This is a genomic window from Paenibacillus agricola (assembly GCF_011440305.1).
Classification (GTDB): domain Bacteria; phylum Bacillota; class Bacilli; order Paenibacillales; family NBRC-103111; genus Paenibacillus_S; species Paenibacillus_S agricola.
The window spans coordinates 255,961-274,811 of sequence record NZ_JAAOIW010000002.1; the positions used below are offsets into that span (position 1 = coordinate 255,961).

The 18,851-nt window shown below is 45.2% G+C and carries 18 protein-coding genes, 1 tRNA gene and 1 pseudogene; 11 read left to right on the plus strand and 9 right to left on the minus strand.

Features of this window, described 5'->3' with window-relative positions; all coding sequences use genetic code 11:
- The first annotated feature begins 33 nt into the window (after nt 1-33).
- The 3 genes from G9U52_RS05600 (at nt 34) to G9U52_RS05610 (ending at nt 1,045) form a co-directional block, all read left to right on the plus strand.
- Complete coding sequence (locus G9U52_RS05600; protein ID WP_166147135.1) at nt 34-201, plus strand: hypothetical protein; 168 nt, start codon at nt 34-36, stop codon at nt 199-201.
- Nucleotides 202-363: 162 nt separating this feature from the next.
- Nucleotides 364-434, plus strand: a tRNA-Gly gene (locus G9U52_RS05605).
- A gap of 461 nt (nt 435-895) precedes the next feature.
- Nucleotides 896-1,045 (plus strand): hypothetical protein, encoded by a 150-nt coding sequence (locus G9U52_RS05610; protein ID WP_311764809.1) that lies wholly within the window; start codon nt 896-898, stop codon nt 1,043-1,045.
- A 352-nt stretch (nt 1,046-1,397) separates the two neighbouring features.
- On the opposite strand, the gene G9U52_RS05615 is transcribed toward G9U52_RS05610, so the two are convergent.
- The 3 genes from G9U52_RS05615 to G9U52_RS39785 are packed head-to-tail and all read right to left on the minus strand — an operon-like array spanning nt 1,398 to nt 2,917.
- Nucleotides 1,398-2,069 (minus strand): TetR/AcrR family transcriptional regulator, encoded by a 672-nt coding sequence (locus tag G9U52_RS05615; protein ID WP_166147137.1) that lies wholly within the window; start codon nt 2,067-2,069, stop codon nt 1,398-1,400.
- 36 nt (nt 2,070-2,105) lie between these two features.
- Nucleotides 2,106-2,810 carry an oxidoreductase gene (locus tag G9U52_RS05620; RefSeq protein ID WP_243767159.1) on the minus strand — a complete coding sequence of 235 codons (705 nt, stop codon included), beginning with the start codon at nt 2,808-2,810 and terminating at the stop codon, nt 2,106-2,108.
- Nucleotides 2,780-2,917 (minus strand): SDR family NAD(P)-dependent oxidoreductase, encoded by a 138-nt coding sequence (locus tag G9U52_RS39785; RefSeq protein ID WP_243767160.1) that lies wholly within the window; start codon nt 2,915-2,917, stop codon nt 2,780-2,782. The genes G9U52_RS05620 and G9U52_RS39785 overlap by 31 nt, the downstream gene beginning before the upstream one ends.
- Nucleotides 2,918-3,953: 1,036 nt before the next feature.
- On the opposite strand from G9U52_RS39785, the gene G9U52_RS05625 reads away from it, so the two are divergent.
- Entirely contained in the window at nt 3,954-4,580 is a 627-nt protein-coding gene (locus tag G9U52_RS05625) for a glycosyltransferase (protein ID WP_166147139.1), read from the plus strand.
- Between the two features lie 229 nt (nt 4,581-4,809).
- Here the strand turns inward: G9U52_RS05625 and G9U52_RS05630 are convergent, their stop codons facing one another.
- Nucleotides 4,810-5,010, minus strand: coding sequence for an aldo/keto reductase (locus G9U52_RS05630; RefSeq protein ID WP_166147141.1), 201 nt, complete (start codon nt 5,008-5,010; stop codon nt 4,810-4,812).
- Between the two features lie 181 nt (nt 5,011-5,191).
- Nucleotides 5,192-6,178 carry an SDR family NAD(P)-dependent oxidoreductase gene (locus G9U52_RS05635; protein ID WP_207952815.1) on the minus strand — a complete coding sequence of 329 codons (987 nt, stop codon included), beginning with the start codon at nt 6,176-6,178 and terminating at the stop codon, nt 5,192-5,194.
- A 102-nt stretch (nt 6,179-6,280) separates the two neighbouring features.
- Here G9U52_RS05635 and G9U52_RS05640 point away from each other — a divergent pair, with 102 nt between their 5' ends.
- The 3 genes from G9U52_RS05640 to G9U52_RS05650 all read left to right on the plus strand — a co-directional run bounded on the left by G9U52_RS05640 (nt 6,281) and on the right by G9U52_RS05650 (nt 9,961).
- Nucleotides 6,281-6,832: a TetR/AcrR family transcriptional regulator gene (locus G9U52_RS05640; protein ID WP_166147143.1), complete on the plus strand. Its 552-nt coding sequence runs from the start codon at nt 6,281-6,283 to the stop codon at nt 6,830-6,832.
- A gap of 1,509 nt (nt 6,833-8,341) precedes the next feature.
- On the plus strand, nt 8,342-8,761 hold the full coding sequence (locus G9U52_RS05645; protein WP_166147146.1) for a hypothetical protein: 420 nt from the start codon (nt 8,342-8,344) through the stop codon (nt 8,759-8,761).
- A 378-nt stretch (nt 8,762-9,139) separates the two neighbouring features.
- Entirely contained in the window at nt 9,140-9,961 is an 822-nt protein-coding gene (locus tag G9U52_RS05650; RefSeq protein WP_243767205.1) for a GNAT family N-acetyltransferase, read from the plus strand.
- A 501-nt stretch (nt 9,962-10,462) separates the two neighbouring features.
- Here the strand turns inward: G9U52_RS05650 and G9U52_RS05655 are convergent.
- Nucleotides 10,463-14,605, minus strand: a complete 4,143-nt coding sequence (locus G9U52_RS05655; protein ID WP_166147148.1) for a choice-of-anchor I family protein — start codon at nt 14,603-14,605, stop codon at nt 10,463-10,465.
- A 220-nt stretch (nt 14,606-14,825) separates the two neighbouring features.
- Here G9U52_RS05655 and G9U52_RS05660 point away from each other — a divergent pair, with 220 nt between their 5' ends.
- Entirely contained in the window at nt 14,826-15,005 is a 180-nt protein-coding gene (locus G9U52_RS05660; protein ID WP_166147150.1) for a small acid-soluble spore protein H, read from the plus strand.
- Nucleotides 15,006-15,050: 45 nt separating this feature from the next.
- Here G9U52_RS05660 and G9U52_RS05665 read toward each other — a convergent pair.
- A pseudogene (locus tag G9U52_RS05665) lies at nt 15,051-15,207 on the minus strand (cell wall hydrolase); the annotation flags it as partial.
- A gap of 462 nt (nt 15,208-15,669) precedes the next feature.
- Between G9U52_RS05665 and G9U52_RS05670 the strand changes: the two are divergent.
- A complete protein-coding gene (locus G9U52_RS05670) occupies nt 15,670-16,218 on the plus strand; it encodes an RNA polymerase subunit sigma (protein WP_166147152.1) in 549 nt (182 codons plus the stop codon).
- Nucleotides 16,219-16,244: 26 nt separating this feature from the next.
- Nucleotides 16,245-16,481 (plus strand): hypothetical protein, encoded by a 237-nt coding sequence (locus G9U52_RS05675; RefSeq protein ID WP_166147154.1) that lies wholly within the window; start codon nt 16,245-16,247, stop codon nt 16,479-16,481.
- A 205-nt stretch (nt 16,482-16,686) separates the two neighbouring features.
- Here G9U52_RS05675 and lepB read toward each other — a convergent pair whose 3' ends face one another.
- Nucleotides 16,687-17,226 carry a signal peptidase I gene (gene lepB, locus G9U52_RS05680; protein ID WP_311764810.1) on the minus strand — a complete coding sequence of 180 codons (540 nt, stop codon included), beginning with the start codon at nt 17,224-17,226 and terminating at the stop codon, nt 16,687-16,689.
- 80 nt (nt 17,227-17,306) lie between these two features.
- Nucleotides 17,307-17,780 carry a hypothetical protein gene (locus tag G9U52_RS05685; protein ID WP_166147157.1) on the minus strand — a complete coding sequence of 158 codons (474 nt, stop codon included), beginning with the start codon at nt 17,778-17,780 and terminating at the stop codon, nt 17,307-17,309.
- A gap of 110 nt (nt 17,781-17,890) precedes the next feature.
- Here G9U52_RS05685 and G9U52_RS05690 point away from each other — a divergent pair, with 110 nt between their 5' ends.
- Nucleotides 17,891-18,823 carry an aldo/keto reductase gene (locus G9U52_RS05690; protein WP_166147159.1) on the plus strand — a complete coding sequence of 311 codons (933 nt, stop codon included), beginning with the start codon at nt 17,891-17,893 and terminating at the stop codon, nt 18,821-18,823.
- Nucleotides 18,824-18,851: the final 28 nt, after the last annotated feature.

The following is an 18,851-nucleotide window of genomic DNA, read 5'->3' on the forward strand; positions in this document are numbered from 1 at the left end:
GTAGGTAATAGATATTCATGGAGGTGCTAACATTTGAAAAAGATCATTACTGACGATTGCCCAGCTAGAGGTGGATGGACCGAAGCTGCCCGCGGGCTAGAGGAGTTAGATACCAAGCTAGCAGAAGAGACTGATTATGAAATCGAGTTCGTCAAAAATCAAAACAGAATGATGTCTTTATGGAATGAGATTGTTCAGTGATTGGGTTGGGTGCTTCGGAGGTGAATGGCATCAAAAGCATGAAAAATAACCTGGCTGGAAGTTTCGCTCCGGTCGGTTCAATCTCCTCTGGACAATCGCGTTCAAACGCTTTATAATCAATTGGCAGGCAATGCGCTGTTAGGATAAGCGAGTGCCGTTCATGCGGGTGTAGTTCAATGGCAGAACTTCAGCTTCCCAAGCTGGTGGCGAGGGTTCGATTCCCTTCACCCGCTTACCAAGAAAAACCCTTGATATATAAGGGTTTTTTGTTTGTTTATTTTTCGACAAAGATACCCTATTTTAATGACTTGTTGACGGTGTTGATACAATAAAAAAACACCGGTTAAGGTGTTTGGAAATAGACTGCGTCAACAGTTCGTCAAAAAAACAATAATCCGGTTAGAGCAGTTCCAGATCTATCACAGATTATTTTTTCAGTTCCCACTTTATATCGATGAGTAAAATCTTATTCGACTTCGCCGTTTCTCTTAAGTAATTCATAAACTCCTTCTGGATCAATCTCATACGCAAGTAAGCACATTTTTTTAGCAAAAATATGGTACCTTTCCCTTCAATGATATAATGACAAAACAAGCTGGAAAACGCAGAGAATCCAAGCCAAGCCAAACAACAACTCAGTTTTGAAGATCTGCTTCATTCTTTTATTCTCGATTGCAAGGCGAAATTTTATATTTTGAACGGCGGAGATCCGTTTACGCTTAGACGAATTCTTGGCCATGCTTCATTAAAAATGGTCGACTATTATGTCGAGTTGTTCAGCAGCGATATCAAGCAGCAGCACAAGAAATTTAGTCCAGTTGAGAACATGAAGCGGATCTTATAAACTATTAGAGAGAAGGCATCCATTGTCTTCTCTCTGACAGAGCAATAAAAAATATGAGCTTCAGCTTTCCACTCGGAACATCCTATAAATTTTCATAATTTCCAGTTAACGAGCGACTTGCTGGCTTCAAGTTTTCCCCGTTTATCCTGTGAACTCTCCGAGATTTTAATCGCCTGGAACAGTGGGCCGTTGCCGTGCATTTCAAGGCTACGGAGATTGCTCGTTTGGTTTTTCAGGGTATAGCGGCACCTGTGTCAAAAAACAAAAAAGGACAGACGTCCGAATCGTTCGGATACCTGTCTCACTTCGCTAAACACTAAATTGTTTTTACAAACCCACTGATTCACCAAAGCTACCGCTCATTACGCCTTGAATGCTTGATTAACCCATCTAAATAATACTCCATAGCCAGTAAGGCATGTTTCTTAAAATTCACCCTGTAACCGTCCAACTTATGGTCACCAAGAACCTGATGCATAGCTACAGGCAAACTTGCCGCATTGGCATAACCAATAATAATTGCATTTTGTGCTTGAAGCAGTTCAAAGTAGGATTCCGCTGTAAGGACTGGCAGTCTATTCGTCAGCAACTGTACGATTTTTCCCAGTAAAGTGAACAACCCTATACTGACTTTAACCATCGTGTCGTAATCGACATTCTTCTCAAGCACTGTGCTCTTAATCGCAACCAATCGAACAAATACGGAATCTTGATCCAGTATGCTTTCCATTTCGTGGAGAAATAGAATTTTGAATGATTCAAGCGTTATCGTTTCCAACGGCAGAAGCATATCCTCGAATCTTGCGAATCGCTTCTCATATTCCTGAAATATAATTTCCATAAAAAGTGATTCTTTTGTTTTATAATATAAAAACAGTGTTCCTTTTGATACGCCTGCCACTTTTGCGATGTCGCTCATTTTAATGGCTTCAAAAGGCTGCTCCTTGTAAAGATCATAGGCGACACTGACGATAGATTGTGCTTTATCTGCTTTGGCACGGTCTGTCATAGCCCTTCTTTTCATACCCTCACCTCTAATCATATCCAATTGACTTGAGGTCTATTTTATCATGCTCATGATCATTTTATCCATGGTTCTGTCACTGAATAATTTTCTCATCAATATGGAAGGTCTGGCCAATTTCCCAACCGCATATCTCGTTTTGGGCTTGTTAGCACGAATCGCTTTAACCACAGTATCTGCAATTACGGACGGAGAAGAAGCGGCTCCTGGCTTGTATGATTTTGTATGCATCTTTGCAACAGCCTTTGCCAAACCTCGGTATGGCCCATCTCCAGAGTTCTTTAACATGGGCGCTCCTGATACTTGAGCAAACTCGGTCTCAATCGTCCCCGGTTCAATCACTACTACATCGATGCCGAAGGGCTTCACTTCCAATCGCAAACAATCCGACCAGCCTTCCAACGCATGTTTACTTGCATGGTACCAAGCGCCGAGGGGAGCGTGAATCTTCCCTGCAACAGAGGACGTGCTGATAATAGTTCCGCTTCCTTGCTTTCTCATATGAGGAAGGACAAGTTGAGTGACTTTGGCCAGGCCAAACATATTGACTTCAAACTGATACCTTGCATCGCTTAAACTTACTTCTTCAACACTGCCATAAAGAGCAAACCCGGCATTATTAAAGAGCACATCAATTTTTCGTTGCTCTTTAAGAATTTTGTTTATGCATGCCTGAATGTCTTCTTCGTCTGAGATGTCCATTTTCACCGTTATGGCACCCGCTTTTTTAAGATCCTGCATTTGTTCAAGTCGCCTGGCTGCCGCAGACCTTCAGCAAGCAGTTTTTGGGACGTGGCTTTGCCTATCCCCGATGAAGCCCCTGTTATTAAAATAACTTTCTTGTTCATATGAATACCTCCGCTACGTTTTTTAACGACATAAATGACCCGGGGTCATTATATAGTAATCATAAATGACTCAGGGTCATTTGTCAATTTTATCTGATACTTTGGTTATGTCCTGTGATGATGTTCCGATAGACAAGTTTTTCGAGGTAAGGAACCTTGGTTTATAAGAACCTTTCAAACTTTAAATGATCACAGAGAGTTTTTTATTGCACACTCCTTTTGTTTCATCTCACCTTCTGTACTTGAAATCCTATGAGAAAAGCCACCTTCGTTTTCAATTTCGAAGGTGGCCATTCATACCAATTTTTTTGGAGGATAGCTACTGAGAACCCCCTCCGTCCCATTGTTTGTGGAGGCTCTCCCATGTATTTCTATTAAATGTGTATTCCTGGATCGCCATCAATCAGAAAAGTATAACAGGCAAACAGCTAGCCCGGGCGCTGCGGATCAGCCCGAATATGTTTTCCTGTTCTTCCTCGGTCAGAATGGGCTTTGCGATCCTTAGTTTATTTCTAGCGTGCTGGTTCAACGCCACCACTTGCACTTGCAACATCATGCGGCTTGATTCCCAGCGACCATTGCTTTCAAGTTTTCTTCTCTTGGCGTTGCTTCATGCTGTCACCCTACTCCCGATTGGCTGTATTGCTATTATATTCCCGATCTTAAACACCCGCGGTGCTTTTCGCTGCAAACAATGGGCTTTTACGACTCCTTTGTTAACGGATCGGACTTCGGATAGGTCGCTGGGTTAATCGTCCGTCAGCGCCCATGCAGATGATTTCTATAGTACATCCAATGTACTTCTCCAGCTCCTTCTCCATAACATCGCCTCCTAAAAATAAGAGCTTTTGTTTGTATATTTTGTAGACTAAAATACTAAAATAGTAGATTAACGGCACCGCTAAACTACCGGGCCGGTTTGATTAAAAAACGACGATAATTGGAATAAAATAGATGGGTTTGTCCATAATAAAACAGGCTGATCGATTAATGCTTGAAGGAGAAAATATCCATGAAAAGAAAGTTCCAATTGTAGATGCTGTTGATTATGTCCCTTGTATTCAGTTTGACACCAATAGAAGCACAAGCCAATGGAAACGATCAAACTTGCGTACAATGTTTAAGTCCAACGATAGTGCAGCTCCAAGGAGACTTAAGAAAGCTCTGGATTGACCATACGATATGGACGAGGAGTTACATTGTAAGCGCCCTTGCAGGATTGGATGATCAAAAGGACGTATTGGCAAGACTGCTTAGAAATCAGCAGGACATCGGAGACGCTATCAAGCCGTATTACGGGGAAGCGGCAGGCAATAAGTTGGCTGAACTGTTGAAAGAGCACATCCTCCTCGCAGTGAAAGTAGTGGACGCCGCAAAAAGTGGAAATCAAACAGATTTGAAGAAATACAATAAAGAGTGGTACCGGAACGCCGACGATATCTCTAAATTTCTAAGTACCGCTAACCCGAACTGGACGCAGAAAGATCTACAGGATTTGCTGTATGTGCATTTACAATTCGTTACAGACCAGGTCACCGCAAGGGTTACGAAGGATTGGAAAGCGGATATCCTTGCCTTCGACAAAGGTGAGGACCATATTATCAAGCTCGCCGACACCCTTACTGAAGGGATTAAGAAACAGTTTCCGGAGAAGTTTAAATGAAATGCTATAATGTTCTTGGGAAATGGCATTAAGCTATCGGACACGATATAAGCTTTTTATTAAAATCTTGGTGATTAATATAACCGGAATTCCTTGATAGTTAGGGAGTCCCGGTCTACTTTATTATCACTGAACACTAATGGTTAAGACAGCAATTTTAGACGGATTAGAAGATGCACTAATATGTTTATTTATGTGCAGTAATCAAATAAAAAGCCAGTCTAACACATTATGTTTGTGTTTTGACTGGCTTTTGTTTATTGTCGCCAATCTTACCTTCATTGACCAATTTGCTCATTGCCGTGATTGTTGTTTCGATCGGTACCGTTGGATAGAATCGGTGAAGATATACAAGGTCAATGTAATCCATTTTCAACCGGCGTAGCGACCCCTCGATTGCCCTGATGATGTTCCCTGGACTGCCATCCACGACAGCCGTACCGCCCTCTCCTCGTCATTACTCGGCCATAGGCTGTACTCATGCCCATGCAGCCCAAGCCTTCTACACTCACTTTTAAAACCTGTGTTCCCAATTGGACTGTTTTCATTTTTAGTTTCCCTACATCTCGCCAAGTTAATAATTATTTTTGTTCGATTCTAGAGAGAGTCAATCAGGGCCTCTGAGGAATTGTTCCATGAGAAATGTGCAGAAAATCCTCACTGATCGTCCAAAGCTTTTCGGCCAACGCTGGATCGATGGCCCAAGAACGGACTCCACGTTGCAGCGTGCTGTCTGCCGATACGACCTCCGCGATATCGCCGTCTTCGCAATAGACGCCTCCTTTGCCGTTTAGCATCGGACTGACCGCGCACCATACGGATGTGGCGGCGCCTTGCTCGGCGGTTTTGAAATCTCCCGAAGACATATAGGTACCGTCTTCGTTCCGTTTAACGCCCCAACCTGCTAAATCCTCATCGCTCAAGTGTCGGACCAAACCCGACAGAATAGCGCCAGGATGAACCGCAAAAGCGCGCACCCCGTGCTCTCGACCTCGTTTATCGAGCTCAATGGCAAACAACGAGCACGCGGTCTTAGACTCGCCGTAGGAGACAACCTTGTCGTACGGCCTTTTATTGAAATGCAGATCGTCAAAATTGATCGGTCCTGTCATATGGCCAATCGACGAAAGAGCGACGACCCGAGCGTTACCCGAACGCTTCAGCGCTTCCCATAAACCTACCGTCAGTTGAAAATGGCCGAGGTAATTCGTCGCGAAATGGGTATCGAACCCACGCTCGTCTTTAATCGTCGGTGGAAAGCTAACACCTGCGTTCAAAACCAAAAGGTCGAGCGCTCGATTAGAACTCAAGAAGACCGCGACGAATTCATCAATCGAGTCGGGATCCACAAGATCGAGCCGGATGACCTCGACATTTTTCAGCGTAGTGAGCACTTCTTTCGCTTTATTGACATCACGGGCACCGACAATGACGGTTGCGCCGGCTCCAGAAAGCGCGCGTGTTGTTTCTAGCCCGATGCCTCCATGTCCGCCTGTGACGATTGCCACCTTTCCACTTAGGTCTTGTCCAGCCAGCACCTCTTTAGCGGTTGTTTGGGGTCCGAATTCCGACTGCAACGGTTTTTGTTCGGTTGTCATAATTTGTTTGCTCCTTTACATTATGTTAGACATAAAATATAAAATGTCTATATGTATATACTTACAACTGGACAAAGTTTGTAAAGTGTATAAAATGGAGATATGGACAAGAAAAAGAAACTAGATATTGTTGCGACGGCGTTAGATGTGTTCTTCAAGTACGGTTACAAGCGGGTATCGATGAACGAAATTGCGGAGGCTGCAGGCATTTCGCGCCCAGGCCTCTATTTATACTTTAAGAGTAAGGAGGAAATTTTTAACGCCGCGATTGTTCACCACGGTGACATCCTCATAGAGGAGATTAACAATGGGCTATTGTCCCATCAAACAACAGAAGACAAAATTTTATATGCCTTCGAAGTATGGGCGATCCGTAATTTCGACGATTCGCTAAACTCGCCGGAATATAAAGAAATAACGGACAGCTCCTACCAGTTTGCCCGGGAGGCGCTCGACACGAGCTACGGAAAGTTGGAAACCTTGCTGACCGGCTTATTAGAAATGTACCCTGCCACAGCAAGCGGTATTCCTCCAATGAGATTGGCACATCTGGTAACAGGCGCTTTGCGCGGCTTTAAAACTATTGCTAAGAACTCTAACGAGCTTCGCCATATGATTCAGGACTTGCTCCGAATCGTCTCTGCCAGTCAGTAAGGAATAGTCATCGATGTAAGGTTACTCCAAAGCACGATGCAGTATGAGGTCAGCCAGTTACACTACTGGTTGGCCTTTTTTATTAAGTTGTGTATTTAAGTTGTGTAATCAGTCTGGATGTTTCCAAGGTCAAGCGATCGGGAGCATGGGTTGTCCCAGTCGATACAATACGGATCGTGCCCAGTTCTTGATAAGCTCCAGCTTTGGCTCTACACTGCTTTTAGTCATGACCATCACCTCGCTTTGTTAAATGTCAAAAGAAAAAGCACCGGTTAGGATGCCTTCATCCATTTATTTCAAATGTTTCATAAAAATCATCACCCCCTATTGACCTTCACTTCTTCGACAGGAGGCGAGAAATCAACTTTTTATCCAGCCATATAATATTTAACATAATCTTTATAAATATTACGTTTATTAATGGTATTCTATAATTACTCCTCTTTGTTTAATTAATGATTAGACCTACATCATAATAATGGTGTGGGTCTAATTTGCGTTTACTTCTTTGGCTTTTTTTAATCAATGTATTTATCATGCCGCAAATCCTCTAGCCTCTTTCGATCCAAGCCAACCAGACAGGAGCAATACCCGCCTAGCAGATTAATGCCCCATTGCAATTTGTAACTTATCCATGCCTCACCACCCTCTCCTTCGCAACCTAGTTTATAGACAAGATAATAATGTTGTAGACTGGATTAATTGTAGTAACGTAAATAGAGGATAATTAGTTCATTTAAGAACGTTTTAAAGCTGAAAGAATCCAGAAGAAAACCTAGGGCTTTACATAAGGACGAGGTCGAACAGATATACGAGTCCACAACGAACATTCGTGATCGATTGTTGATTCAGCTGTTGTTTGAAACGGGACTACAAAAACATATGAAAGCGAATAGGTTGCATAATAATCGGCTCGAACAAGAGATTTCCAGCTATCAAGAGCGATTAGTTCATGATGATGGGTCCGTGTCGTTTCACAAAGTAGAAAACTCCTATTTCATGACTGATAATACTTGGAGTGTAGATGTAATTGGTTCCATAGCTAACTTTCAGGATCAGCGAGACAAATACAAACGATCTAATAAAAACATTCGGTTCGAAGTTCAAAACCCGTTGGTTAATCTAAACATCGATAAGGCGGATCGGGAATGGTTGTTTTGGTTGGGAAATCAAAATATCCTAACACAAACTATAAGGAGACATGTATAAGGAGACATTATGTGTACGGAGAACAAATAATCAAATGTTCAATTACACACTTTTTAAGGCATATGCATACCACTTTGTCTCAACTTATTGATACTCGGGAGGAATGGGATAAAGACCGTTGAGACATCCGAACTTTGTATGATACGTATGGGATTAATTTCAATAAGTCGCATTCTCAATATTTTATTTTGTTGACTTCTCGAAAATAAGCACCTCTCAATCCGGAGAAGTGTTAAAATATATATAAAGCAACGTCTTTTAAGCAAAAACAATTTCTCTTGGTCTACTGCAGCAGTCTATATGAATGTTATTCCTGGGTTCTTAAACTTCATTTGCAACTTAGAGCCATTATGGGATGACTTAAAAGATCTTCAAAGAAGCCATATTTCAAAATATATTGAATCGCTTCACCAAAGTGCAAAAAAGCTTACAAAACGTAATTCAAACCCCGAATCGTACATTAAATATAATCTATCTGCTGTAAGTAAGTTTTTAGATGACATTCAGCGTTATGAATATGACATTGCTCCTAATATAAATACAAGACAACTACTTTTTCCCGAAGACAGACCAAAACGTAAAAAGAAACCTTACGATCAAATTGATTACACACCGGAATATGTATTAGAACAACTTTTTTCCAATTTATCCAGAGGTTCAACCTTTGGTATGGATAGCATTCAAGACTGGTTTACGTATTTCAGATGTATTGGGATTTAACACAAGATTGCTTGTTAAGAATCAATGGAAAATACTATATTGAAACTGATATTGAAAAGACTTGTGAAGGGTCACCGCATTCCAAGCGATGACGAATTAGCTAATATGGTAGCGGCTTTAATAAAAAAATCAATTGAGAATAGCAATGAGGACATCAATCTAGAAAGGTACGTCTTTATTCAACTTCGTGGTTCAAGAAAAGATTGACCGTATTCGAACGGGCAGTTTAACGCAAAACAGGAGGTTGTTGTAACTTAGCAGCCGTTCTGTAAGGGTAGTTGAAATAGTTTAGAATTGTGTTGAGGACAGACAGACGTAATATAGTAAGAGGGAAACAAAATTTCCTAAAACAAAGGGAGGCAGGAGAACGTGTCGAACATGGACAAGGAGAACCAGGCTCTGGAGAAAGCGAAAATGGTGTATGAAACAGGCGAGATCATAAGAACCGATATCCTGGCGGGCCTGGATGCCGAGCGACGGTCGCTGGGCGTGCCGTCTGCCAGCGGTGACGTGGTCGTGGATCGCTCCACGGACGGATCGGAGTGCCGGATCGTGTTCGCCAGCCTACCGCCGGAGGAAACCGATAACCTGATCCGCTGGGAGCTGGATGCCGCCGTCTCCGGCGGCTATAGCCTGGAGTGGAAGTACTACGGTCACGATACGCCAATCGACCTGCCCGAGCGGCTCGTCGCCGCCGGGTTCGAGGCCGAGGATGAGGAGGAAGTGTTGGTCCTGCCATTGAACGAGGCATCGCTGGCTGTCTTCGGTGACGGCGGCGAGCACGAGATCAGGATCGTCCGAGAAGAGCGCGACCTGGTGGACTACGCCGAGGTGTCCCGCGAGATTGGCAGGCACAACGTGGAGGAGGAGCGGCGCGCGCTGGCCCTTATGTTGAAGGAGAATCCGGACGAGATGAGCATCCACATTGCCTACGTTGACGGCGAGCCCGTCGCCTGTGGGCGGGTCTACTTCCGGCCCGGAGGGCCCTACGCCGAACTAGCCGGGGGTCGCACCAAGACCAAACACCGGAGACAGGGACTGTTCACCGCGCTGGTCGCCTCGCGGTTGCAGGAAGCCCGTGATCGCGGCCGGACGCACGCCTTCGTCGACGCGCTGCCGACCTCCGCGCCGATCCTGCGCAAGCAGGGCTTCCAGTTCGTGACTCGGACGCAGCCGTTCGTGTTGGAGCAACCGCGGTGAGCGCCGACGCTGATTGGGCAGAAAAGAGCAAGATGAGTAATATGTGCGGGAACAAAATAAAGATTACATGCAGAAATTGTGGCAATGAATTACCAGATGGAAGTTTATTCTGTACCCAAACAGCCAGTCAGATATTTTATAGGTACTTGGAAAGCCTTTAGCTGCATAGAGTTCATGAGGCTCAAGCATGCGCATGCCGATATCCACGATTTGATAAAGTGTCCCTTTGATCCGGTTTAGCTATTGAGATGGCTAGTACTAAGCAATTGTAGAGTTTATGCGGAAGTGATGAATCAACAAAACGAAAAGGAGCTTTGCCACTGAAGTACGGTGGCAAGCTCCTTTTTGAGTTACACTGCGTTACCGTCAATAGTGAATACCAGCTACATCGAGTCGAGCTTGAAAATAACTTCAACCTGATCGTGATAAATGAGACATTATCGACGTAAACGCAAAAGGGTCCGACTCCATTGAGGAGCTCGGACCCTTCTCATAACGACCTTACTTCAGCTGTTGCATGAAGGTGGCCAGCATCTTCGCTGCTTCTTCCCGCGTAGCAGAGTCTGCTGGTGCGAAGTAAACGTCTGCCTTACCTTCAGAGCTTTTGCCGCTTACGATTCCTGCTTGCTGGGCAGCCTGAGCAGCCATCAACGCATAAGCTGGAATAGAGGATTGATCGGCGAACGGAGTTGGTATCATCGTGGCAGGCAAGGTGAACTTCAGGCTGTCTGCCAATCGAACAATCATAGTGACCACTTGGTCACGGGTGATGCGCGCTTGCGGGTCGAACTGACCGTCCGCTACGCCATTTACGATGCCTTGTGCTGCTGACCATTCGACAGCCGCCGCGTAGTATTGATCTGCAGCAACGTCTTTAAAGCGGGTACTGGAAGGCTTACCCAGATCCGCACCAGCAATACGTGCCAGAATCAATGCGAAGTCTGCCCGCGTAATGGGTTGCTCAGGAGCAAAGGATTGATCGCTCACTCCGTTGATGATATTTCGAGCTGCCAAGTAAATGATCTGCTGCTGTGCAAAGCTGGTAGTTGTGTCCTTGAATTCCACTTTGTAGTAGCCAACGGCATACAAGGAGAAGTGCTTCACACTGAAGGTAATCAGACCTGTAGCTTGATCATACCATGCATTGGAAATCGTCTCTAGTTGTCCGCTGTCGGAGACATAATAGATAACAATTGCATTTGGGTTCTCATCCGTCTTTGGCTGATAAGGGACATTAATCTGAACATTACCACCGCCAAAATCAGATATCTTCTTATCACCAACGGATACGGTGAAATCAAAGATCGGGCGATCCTGAATCGCAGCTGCCAGAGCCTCTCTCGATGCGGCTGGAAGCCTTGCTGTCACTTCATCCGCGCTCGTTCGATTGATCGAGACAGAAACGGGCTGATCGAGCGCTGATTGGGATACCGTGAGAATTGCGCTATGATCAAAGGATAGGGTTCCGATGCCTGTTGATAAGGTGAGCTCAGCAACGTTACTGCTAGCTAGCTGACTAAATACGGAGCCTGGCAGCTCAATCACAGCTTGCTTAGCGGTTGCAGCTACCCCGACTTTAATCTCGATGACCTTGTTGGCTTGGCCAACTTGCTCTAATGATTTCAGTACTTCCGTAACTTGCTCTGCTGTAATGGTTGCCTTGACATTCCCTTGAGCGTCAGTCTCAACCTTAGCCGATATTGTACCCTTCACTTCGTTATTGTCGGTTCCAACGACAGGAGCAGACTGAATGGGATCATTCGGTGTAGCAGAAGTGCTAGGCGCTGAATTAGAATTAGATGAATTTAGGGCAGCTACTGTTACATTTGCTTCCGCTGAGCCATAACCATCTGCACTAACTGCTCGAATAACTGCAGTCCCCGCGGTAACTGGGGTAACTGTTCCATTGACGTCCACAGTTGCTACATCCGTGTTAGAAGAGGTCCATGTGACGGTTGAGGCTCCTTCTCCGAACGGTACAACAGTCGCGGTCAACATCTGGCTTGCACGCCGAGCGGTTAAGCTAAGGGTAGTCTGATCCAGTGTCACTTTCGTAACATTCAATTGCAGTACCGAGACGGTACCGCCTACTTCATTGGCTACCAGTAGGAGCGGCAATTTCGTAGGGCTTAGCTCCGCTGGGATAAAGTCGAGACCCTCAGGGCCTGTATCGGTATTGAGGCCTGCTGTGAAATCACGTGTATTGGTGTAGTTCACGAAGATAGGCTGTTCAGGGTTCGAAATGTCATACATCATGACACCACCGACGCGCTCCAAACCGATAAAGGCAATAGTTTTGTTGCCGGCCTTACCAACCTTTACGTCCTCCGGCTCTGGTCCTTTTTTTGTGCTGCGATTATCAAGAGTAACGTTGTTGTTGCTGGCATTAAAATTCGCAGGATAGCGCTGTCCTGTAATTTTTTCAAATGCATTGCCGCTATCATACACTTGCGCCATCGTAGCAGTATTCCAGATGGAGAATGAGCGACTGCCGTATAGATAGATGTTGTCGTTGCCCCAGCCGGTTATCGCTTCGACGCTGTCGTAAGCATTCTTGCTGGCTAGAAATACCGCGGCATCAGAACCGGGAGCCAGGCTTCCCTTGAGTTGTCCGATGCTGGAGGCATTGTTCTTGCCAGGCCATTCGGTTGCATCCCCTTCGTTGGCAGAGAGCAGATAAGATGTACCGTTCAGTGTGGCTGAAGTGATTCCGTCAGGCATGTAGATGCCCTTAAACGGCACATTCTCCAATAGTACCTTGTTATCCTTCTGCAGGTCGAGGCTGTTACCAGGAAGACTATAATCCTTCATGCCCAGCCCCTTAACAGAGGTTATCGTTTTGCTGTTGAGGTCAATGGTGGCTATGGAATTGTTTTCCTGCAAGGAGACATAAGCTTTATTCTGGTCGTCAATGATCGTAATATATTCCGGCTCAAGGTCGTAAACAGCATCTGCCTTCGTCCCTTTGCCTGCAATCTTGCCAGCGCTTGAAGCGCCGCGGATATACACGGTATCATCGATAATCGCCGGGTTGTCGAATTTCAGATGGACTACGCTGTCGTTCGTCGTATCTACAATTGTAACGCTACCCTCTGGATCTTGGCCGTCCAAGCGAGGCTCTGCCTCATTTGCAGTCAGGAGGTAACGTCCATCGATAGATGACTTGATCATGTCTGGCTGCACACCAGCAGGATATTCCTTCAAGAGGTTTCCTGCGTAATCCAATACAAGAATTTTACCAATTTTCATGTGATCTAGCTCTTGTACTGAAACAGACACGTGCTTGGTAGTGGTATTTACATCAACGCTCGTTAAATCGCCATATAAGAAGCCATTCGTCTCAGCCAAGGTCTTCACTTGGACGGAGGTTTCCTTTACAGGGGCAGCTCCACTAAGGTTAACAATGTCCAGTGTTGGTGGATTGCTGGCTCCGTTTACAAGATAGAACTTGCCGTTGTCCTTGTTGTACTTCACGATCTCCGCCACCCCGCCATCGGAGTTCGGCGCTGCAGCCTGGTAAGAGCCGATCTTGGTCACTGAGAAAATATCCGGGATTACCGGTTCTGCTACTAGGGCAGCTTGTACGTTTAACGTTAGGCTTACATTTGCAGTCGAATACACCGAATCGGTTACCGTCACGGTAACTGAATGGTTGCCTTCGGTTCCGGCAGCTGGAGTCCCGTACATGGCACCAGTGGTTGTGCCGATGCTCAAGCCGTTTGCAAGTCCGCTCGCTGTGAACGTGTAAGGTGCCGTTCCTCCATAGACAGACAACGTCACGTTATAAGCAGTACCTACACGAGCACTATCCAGGCTGGTTGTAGCAATGCCCATAGTTTGTCCCCAAGGACCGTCCACAGAACCTCGGGGTTTCTTCAGCTGAATATCACTGGTGCTTGCCATTTCGATGTCGAATTGGGTGAAGTCGGCTTTGTTATTATCGGTATCCGTGAAACTCTTGCGTCGAACGGATTTTTTCTTTGAAGTACCCTCATCCGATCCTGTTGGGAAGGCGGTTTCATAGCTGTTAATTGTACTTCCAGAATCGTTGCTGCCCGTGCCCAACATGTCTACATAACCTTGGGGCTTGTTTGTAAAAAGGTTATTGCTTGGTGTCGTAGCATAAAGGTTATCAATCGAACCGGTATTGCTTGTCAAGACCACCATCATGCCTTTGTTGAGCAAATGCCCAGTGATGGTTTGATTAGCCTTTCCTGTTAAATCAATCTTCGGATTCGTTGCGGTCGTTGCATCCCCCGTAATCAGATAAGAGGAATGAGCAGGAATCGTACCCGTTAAATTAAGCTGCTGCCAGTTGCCGGCAGGACCGGTCTTATTGGATTGCCCAGCGTAATGAAGCGACCAACCGTTAAGATTTACTGCTTGGTTTGTTGGGTTATACAGCTCAATAAAGCTATGGGACACTAAAACGGATGGATCTGCTGCTCCCGTGCCAAACACCTGATTAATCATCACATGCGGTACAGAGACGTCATAGCTGCCTTCCGCACTATTCGGCGTACCGGGATCGGGAACTGGGGTCGAGGCTATTGCCCCCCCTGCGAGGAACAAGCTTGCAAGCAGCTCTGCGGCCAGCAGAATCCCTATAAATCTTCTAAATTTCTTTTTAAATGAGTTCTTCAAACCTTAAACACTCCTATCCTAAATAAAGATATTATGTAGAAAACACCTTCTTCATCTTAGATTAGTTATGTAAAGGGCGTTCGTGGTGTTTATTGAGATATTGTAAAAGATCCTGAGATAGTAGAAAACGTACAGAGAGTTGGTTTAATCATACTAAGAATAATCAGTTGTTTTTGGTAAATAATAAAATGTCGCTATATCAAACATGGAGGTCGTTAACTTGAATAAACAACGAGCACAAGAAATTGTAGAATCACCCGTTATGATTGATGTAACTTACCAAGGAACACCGATCTATATTCAAAATGTTGATGAACACAACGAAATGGCAAGAATCTATCCGCTTGGTGAGCCAGAGAATGAGCAAAGCGTCCCTTTAGACAGCTTAAATGAACAATAAAGGAACAATGAAAAGAGGCCGCCTTTTAAAGGTTGCCTCTTCGTTCTAATAAGTATTATAAATATTTGGGCAAGTTTCAGCAGTTGTTTGGTAAAAACAATGTGCTTTGTATCTTCCTACTAAAGGTTGACCGTACATTCAGCAGGGCATTCTCCTGGTGGTTTAAATACCATAAGCTGAATTTTGCTGGCCAAGCTCTCTCCATTAACCGACCGCTGGCCCCATTGGCGACTACCTAAATTACTTGTATGTCTTCTAGCGTAAATGGACTTCGATATCCCATTGGATGATCCGCTTTCTCTGACCCCGGACGATGCCATGATCCAGTTTTCCCTGCGTACAACTCCGATTTCGACCTGTTCTATTTGCTGTTGATTCCATTCCAATCGGTTGATCCTCCATCCTCAAATATCGTATAGTTATTACAAGGCGGTGGTGGTTGAATGTTTGGATTGACAACGGCTTTATGGGTGGTTATTGGCCTTGCTATTCTTGGGGCAATCTTACTCTACGGAAAATATAACAAGTAAGTCCATGTTGCTCGTTCACAATTTTTCCCCTCCATTCATGGCGAATAAATATGTCTCTGCCCTAAGAGGCAAAATATTTGATCCGGCTGCCGCACTGCATGCCAGATGGTCATTGGGAATGAGGAGGTTATATAATGAAAAAGAAGATCAGCTTGTCGGGAATCATTCTACTCTTACTCGCGGGAATTGCAGCACTTACAGGCTGCTTAAACAGCCCAACGCAGGTTATCGAGCCCCAGTCCCAGTCCGCGTTGCCAGGATACGATTTTAAGCTGTCACCCCAAGAGCAAGAGGTGTACAGCCGCTTCCAGAAGGATTTAAATGAACAACATTTAAAAGAGCTAGAGCCAATCAGTATAGCCAAGGTATACATTCAGGCATCATTGGACAATAAAAAAGAGGTGCAATACGCCCTATACACAGATCGATCAGGACATGTCCTCTGGACCAAAGAAGAGTCTGAGAAATTTACTGAAACCGGCGACCGAGTCCAAAACAAACAACAAACCCTCAAACTATTTAATAACATTGAAAAAGGAAGCTTTATTCAAACAAGTGATTTTGAAGGCTATATTGAATTTGTGCCCAGGCCAGAAGTACAAGGGGCGGAAGGAAAATCCGGCTTTCAAATGATTAAAGACGAGGACGGCATCTGGAATGTAGCGTTTCAGCCTATTCAATAAGCTTAAGGAAGAGAGGCGTGCTTTTTATGAAATTGCCTTTTATATTGCTGCAGGCGCTAGGTGTATTCATTGTTTTCAAAGGTACGATGGTGCTTTTATCGGAAGTTAGAGGTGTAGATGTAACTATTTATGAGCTAGGTATCTTAATCCCGGCTAATGATCGAGGCGTTTATACGTTCGGGACGGTATTTGTTGCCATGGGACTGCTGCTGCTATTCCTTCCTGAGCTGATCAAAAAATTTACTAAAAACCAAAAAAGCTAACGCAAATGGTTAGCTTTTTATTTGCATTTCGTTTTCTTTATTTCTATTTCTTTATTTCTATTTGCCTTCAGATTTATTCGATTTTTTGTCCGATGTACGGGTGGTTGTATTTTTCGCAGCGTGCCCTTGCTGTTTAGCCATGTGGTGACCCCTCCTTTTATAAGTATGGGGTTATTGTTGGTGAAAAAGGTCTTCATTATTCAACTCAATTCAACCCATCCAATGCACCCATCTGGTCAAAAGGGAAATAACGAAACATCACTTTGCCCACCAATTGGCTTTTATCGACAAAAGGGGTTGGCCACAAATGGGCATCCAGGCTCTCATTGCGGTTGTCCCCCAAAAATATATATTGATCCTGAGGCACCTCAATCGGCCCGAAGGTGTAGGTCATCGTTTCTTTCACATAAGGCTCAACCACCGCTAGTCCGTTACGGTACAATGTGCCAGCCTTAACCTCAATTGTATCTCCAGGCAGGCCGACCAGCCTTTTGACGAATCGCTCGTCTTTTTTGTCTGGAAGCGGCGGGTAGAATACCACAACGTCACCGAATTGAAAGTCGGTCAAAGCCACCATCTTCTCAACCAATAGCTTATCCTCCAGTTGGATGGTCGGCAGCATCGATCCGGTTGGCACTCGCATCCCCTGTGCTACAAATGTATTAAAGGTAAAGCTTACGGCTAGCGTAATCAGCAGGGACGGTACCCATTCCTTGAACCATCGTGGTATGCCCTTTCTCTTCACAGCTTCGTCCCCCTCTCCCCGATTAAATACCATTAAGGACAAGTGTACAGCAGCTTAGTGAAAAAAGTGTGAAAAGCACATTATTTAGGCGCGGAAGTAGGGGCAGGAGTTGCGGCCGGCGCGGCTTCTATTTTGGCGGGTGTTATATATTCTTTAAGCTGGGTACCGCCAACCTTCCATTCGATGATAATCTGCTCGGTATCCTGCCAGGAAAGCACTTTGGATTTTTCGCCTAACGTGATGGCTTGTCCAGTTTTCAGCAAATCAATGGACTCCACATAGTAGGTTAATGGAGTCTGACCCTTATGTCCTACTGTTACCGAGGCTTCAGTCAATTCTTCCAGGCCTAGAAATTGGAGTGTTGTAATTTCCTCTAAGTCTTCGCCTCCGACTATATAATCGACCTTCACCTTCCAATGCTCGGATTGGCCTTGTAGGGTAGCAGGCTCCAATTTGACGTTTTGAGGTGCTGGTGTTGTAGCTGATGTACATCCAGCAAGGCTGGCAATCGCAAGAAATAAGGCTAATAGGGGTGTTAGCAGTTGGGTACGCATCGCTCTAATCTTCTCCTTGTATGCTTTTTGTATTATTATCAGCTTTTGACATCGTTTATGCAAATGTCGTTAAATAGAGGGGAAGCTATTCATTCGAGGAGGGTCAACAAATGAAGTATCGGAAATTGGGATCCACGAATTTAAAAGTATCCGTAATTGGCATTGGCACCTGGCAGCTTGGTGGCGAATGGGGAAAAACCTACACACAGCAAGAAGCCGACGCTATTCTGGATCAAGCCAAGGCATCAGGCATCAATCTGATCGACACTGCCGAATGCTATGGGGACCATACCTCGGAATCGCTGATTGGCAGCTATGTGGAGCGGGGCCGCCGCGAGGATTGGGTTATTGCCACGAAGTTCGGGCATCAATTCCATGAGCATATGAACCGCTCCCAATGCTGGTCGCCGCAGGAGGTAATTGGCCAACTGGAGGCCTCTTTACGTGCGCTACGTACTGATTATATTGATCTTTACCAGTTCCATTCGGGAACGGATGAGGCCTTTGACCAAGAGGAGTTGTGGAATCTATTAAGCAAGCAGGTGGAAGCCGGAAAAATTCGCCATCTCGGCACCTCCATCGGCAGTAATGATAATATATACCAAACGCAGAAATCGAACCAAGTCGGCTCTGAAGCCATCCAAGTGATTTACAATCGGCTGGACCGCAAGCCTGAGGAGGAGGTTTTCCCAACCTGCATCGAGCAGAATTTGGGCGTATTGGCGCGGGTTCCACTGGCCAGCGGTTACTTAAGCGGCAAATATAAGCCTGGAGCGGTATTTGCCGACAATGACGTACGCAGCAGCCGTGACCAAGAGAAAACCAAGCTTGTTCTGGAGGAGGCTGCCCACATCCAGCAAAACGAGGTGCCCGAAGGGATCAATATGGCGACTTGGGCACTGGCTTGGTGCTTGAAGCATCCAGCGGTCACAGCGGTTATTCCGGGCTGCAAAAGCGCTGAGCAGGTCGTTGCCAACGCTGCGGCAGCCGAATATATATCCAATAACCACCCGCAAAGCTGGAAGCCGGGCATAGTTATATAATCCATGTTTTTGAATAGTACCGTCCATG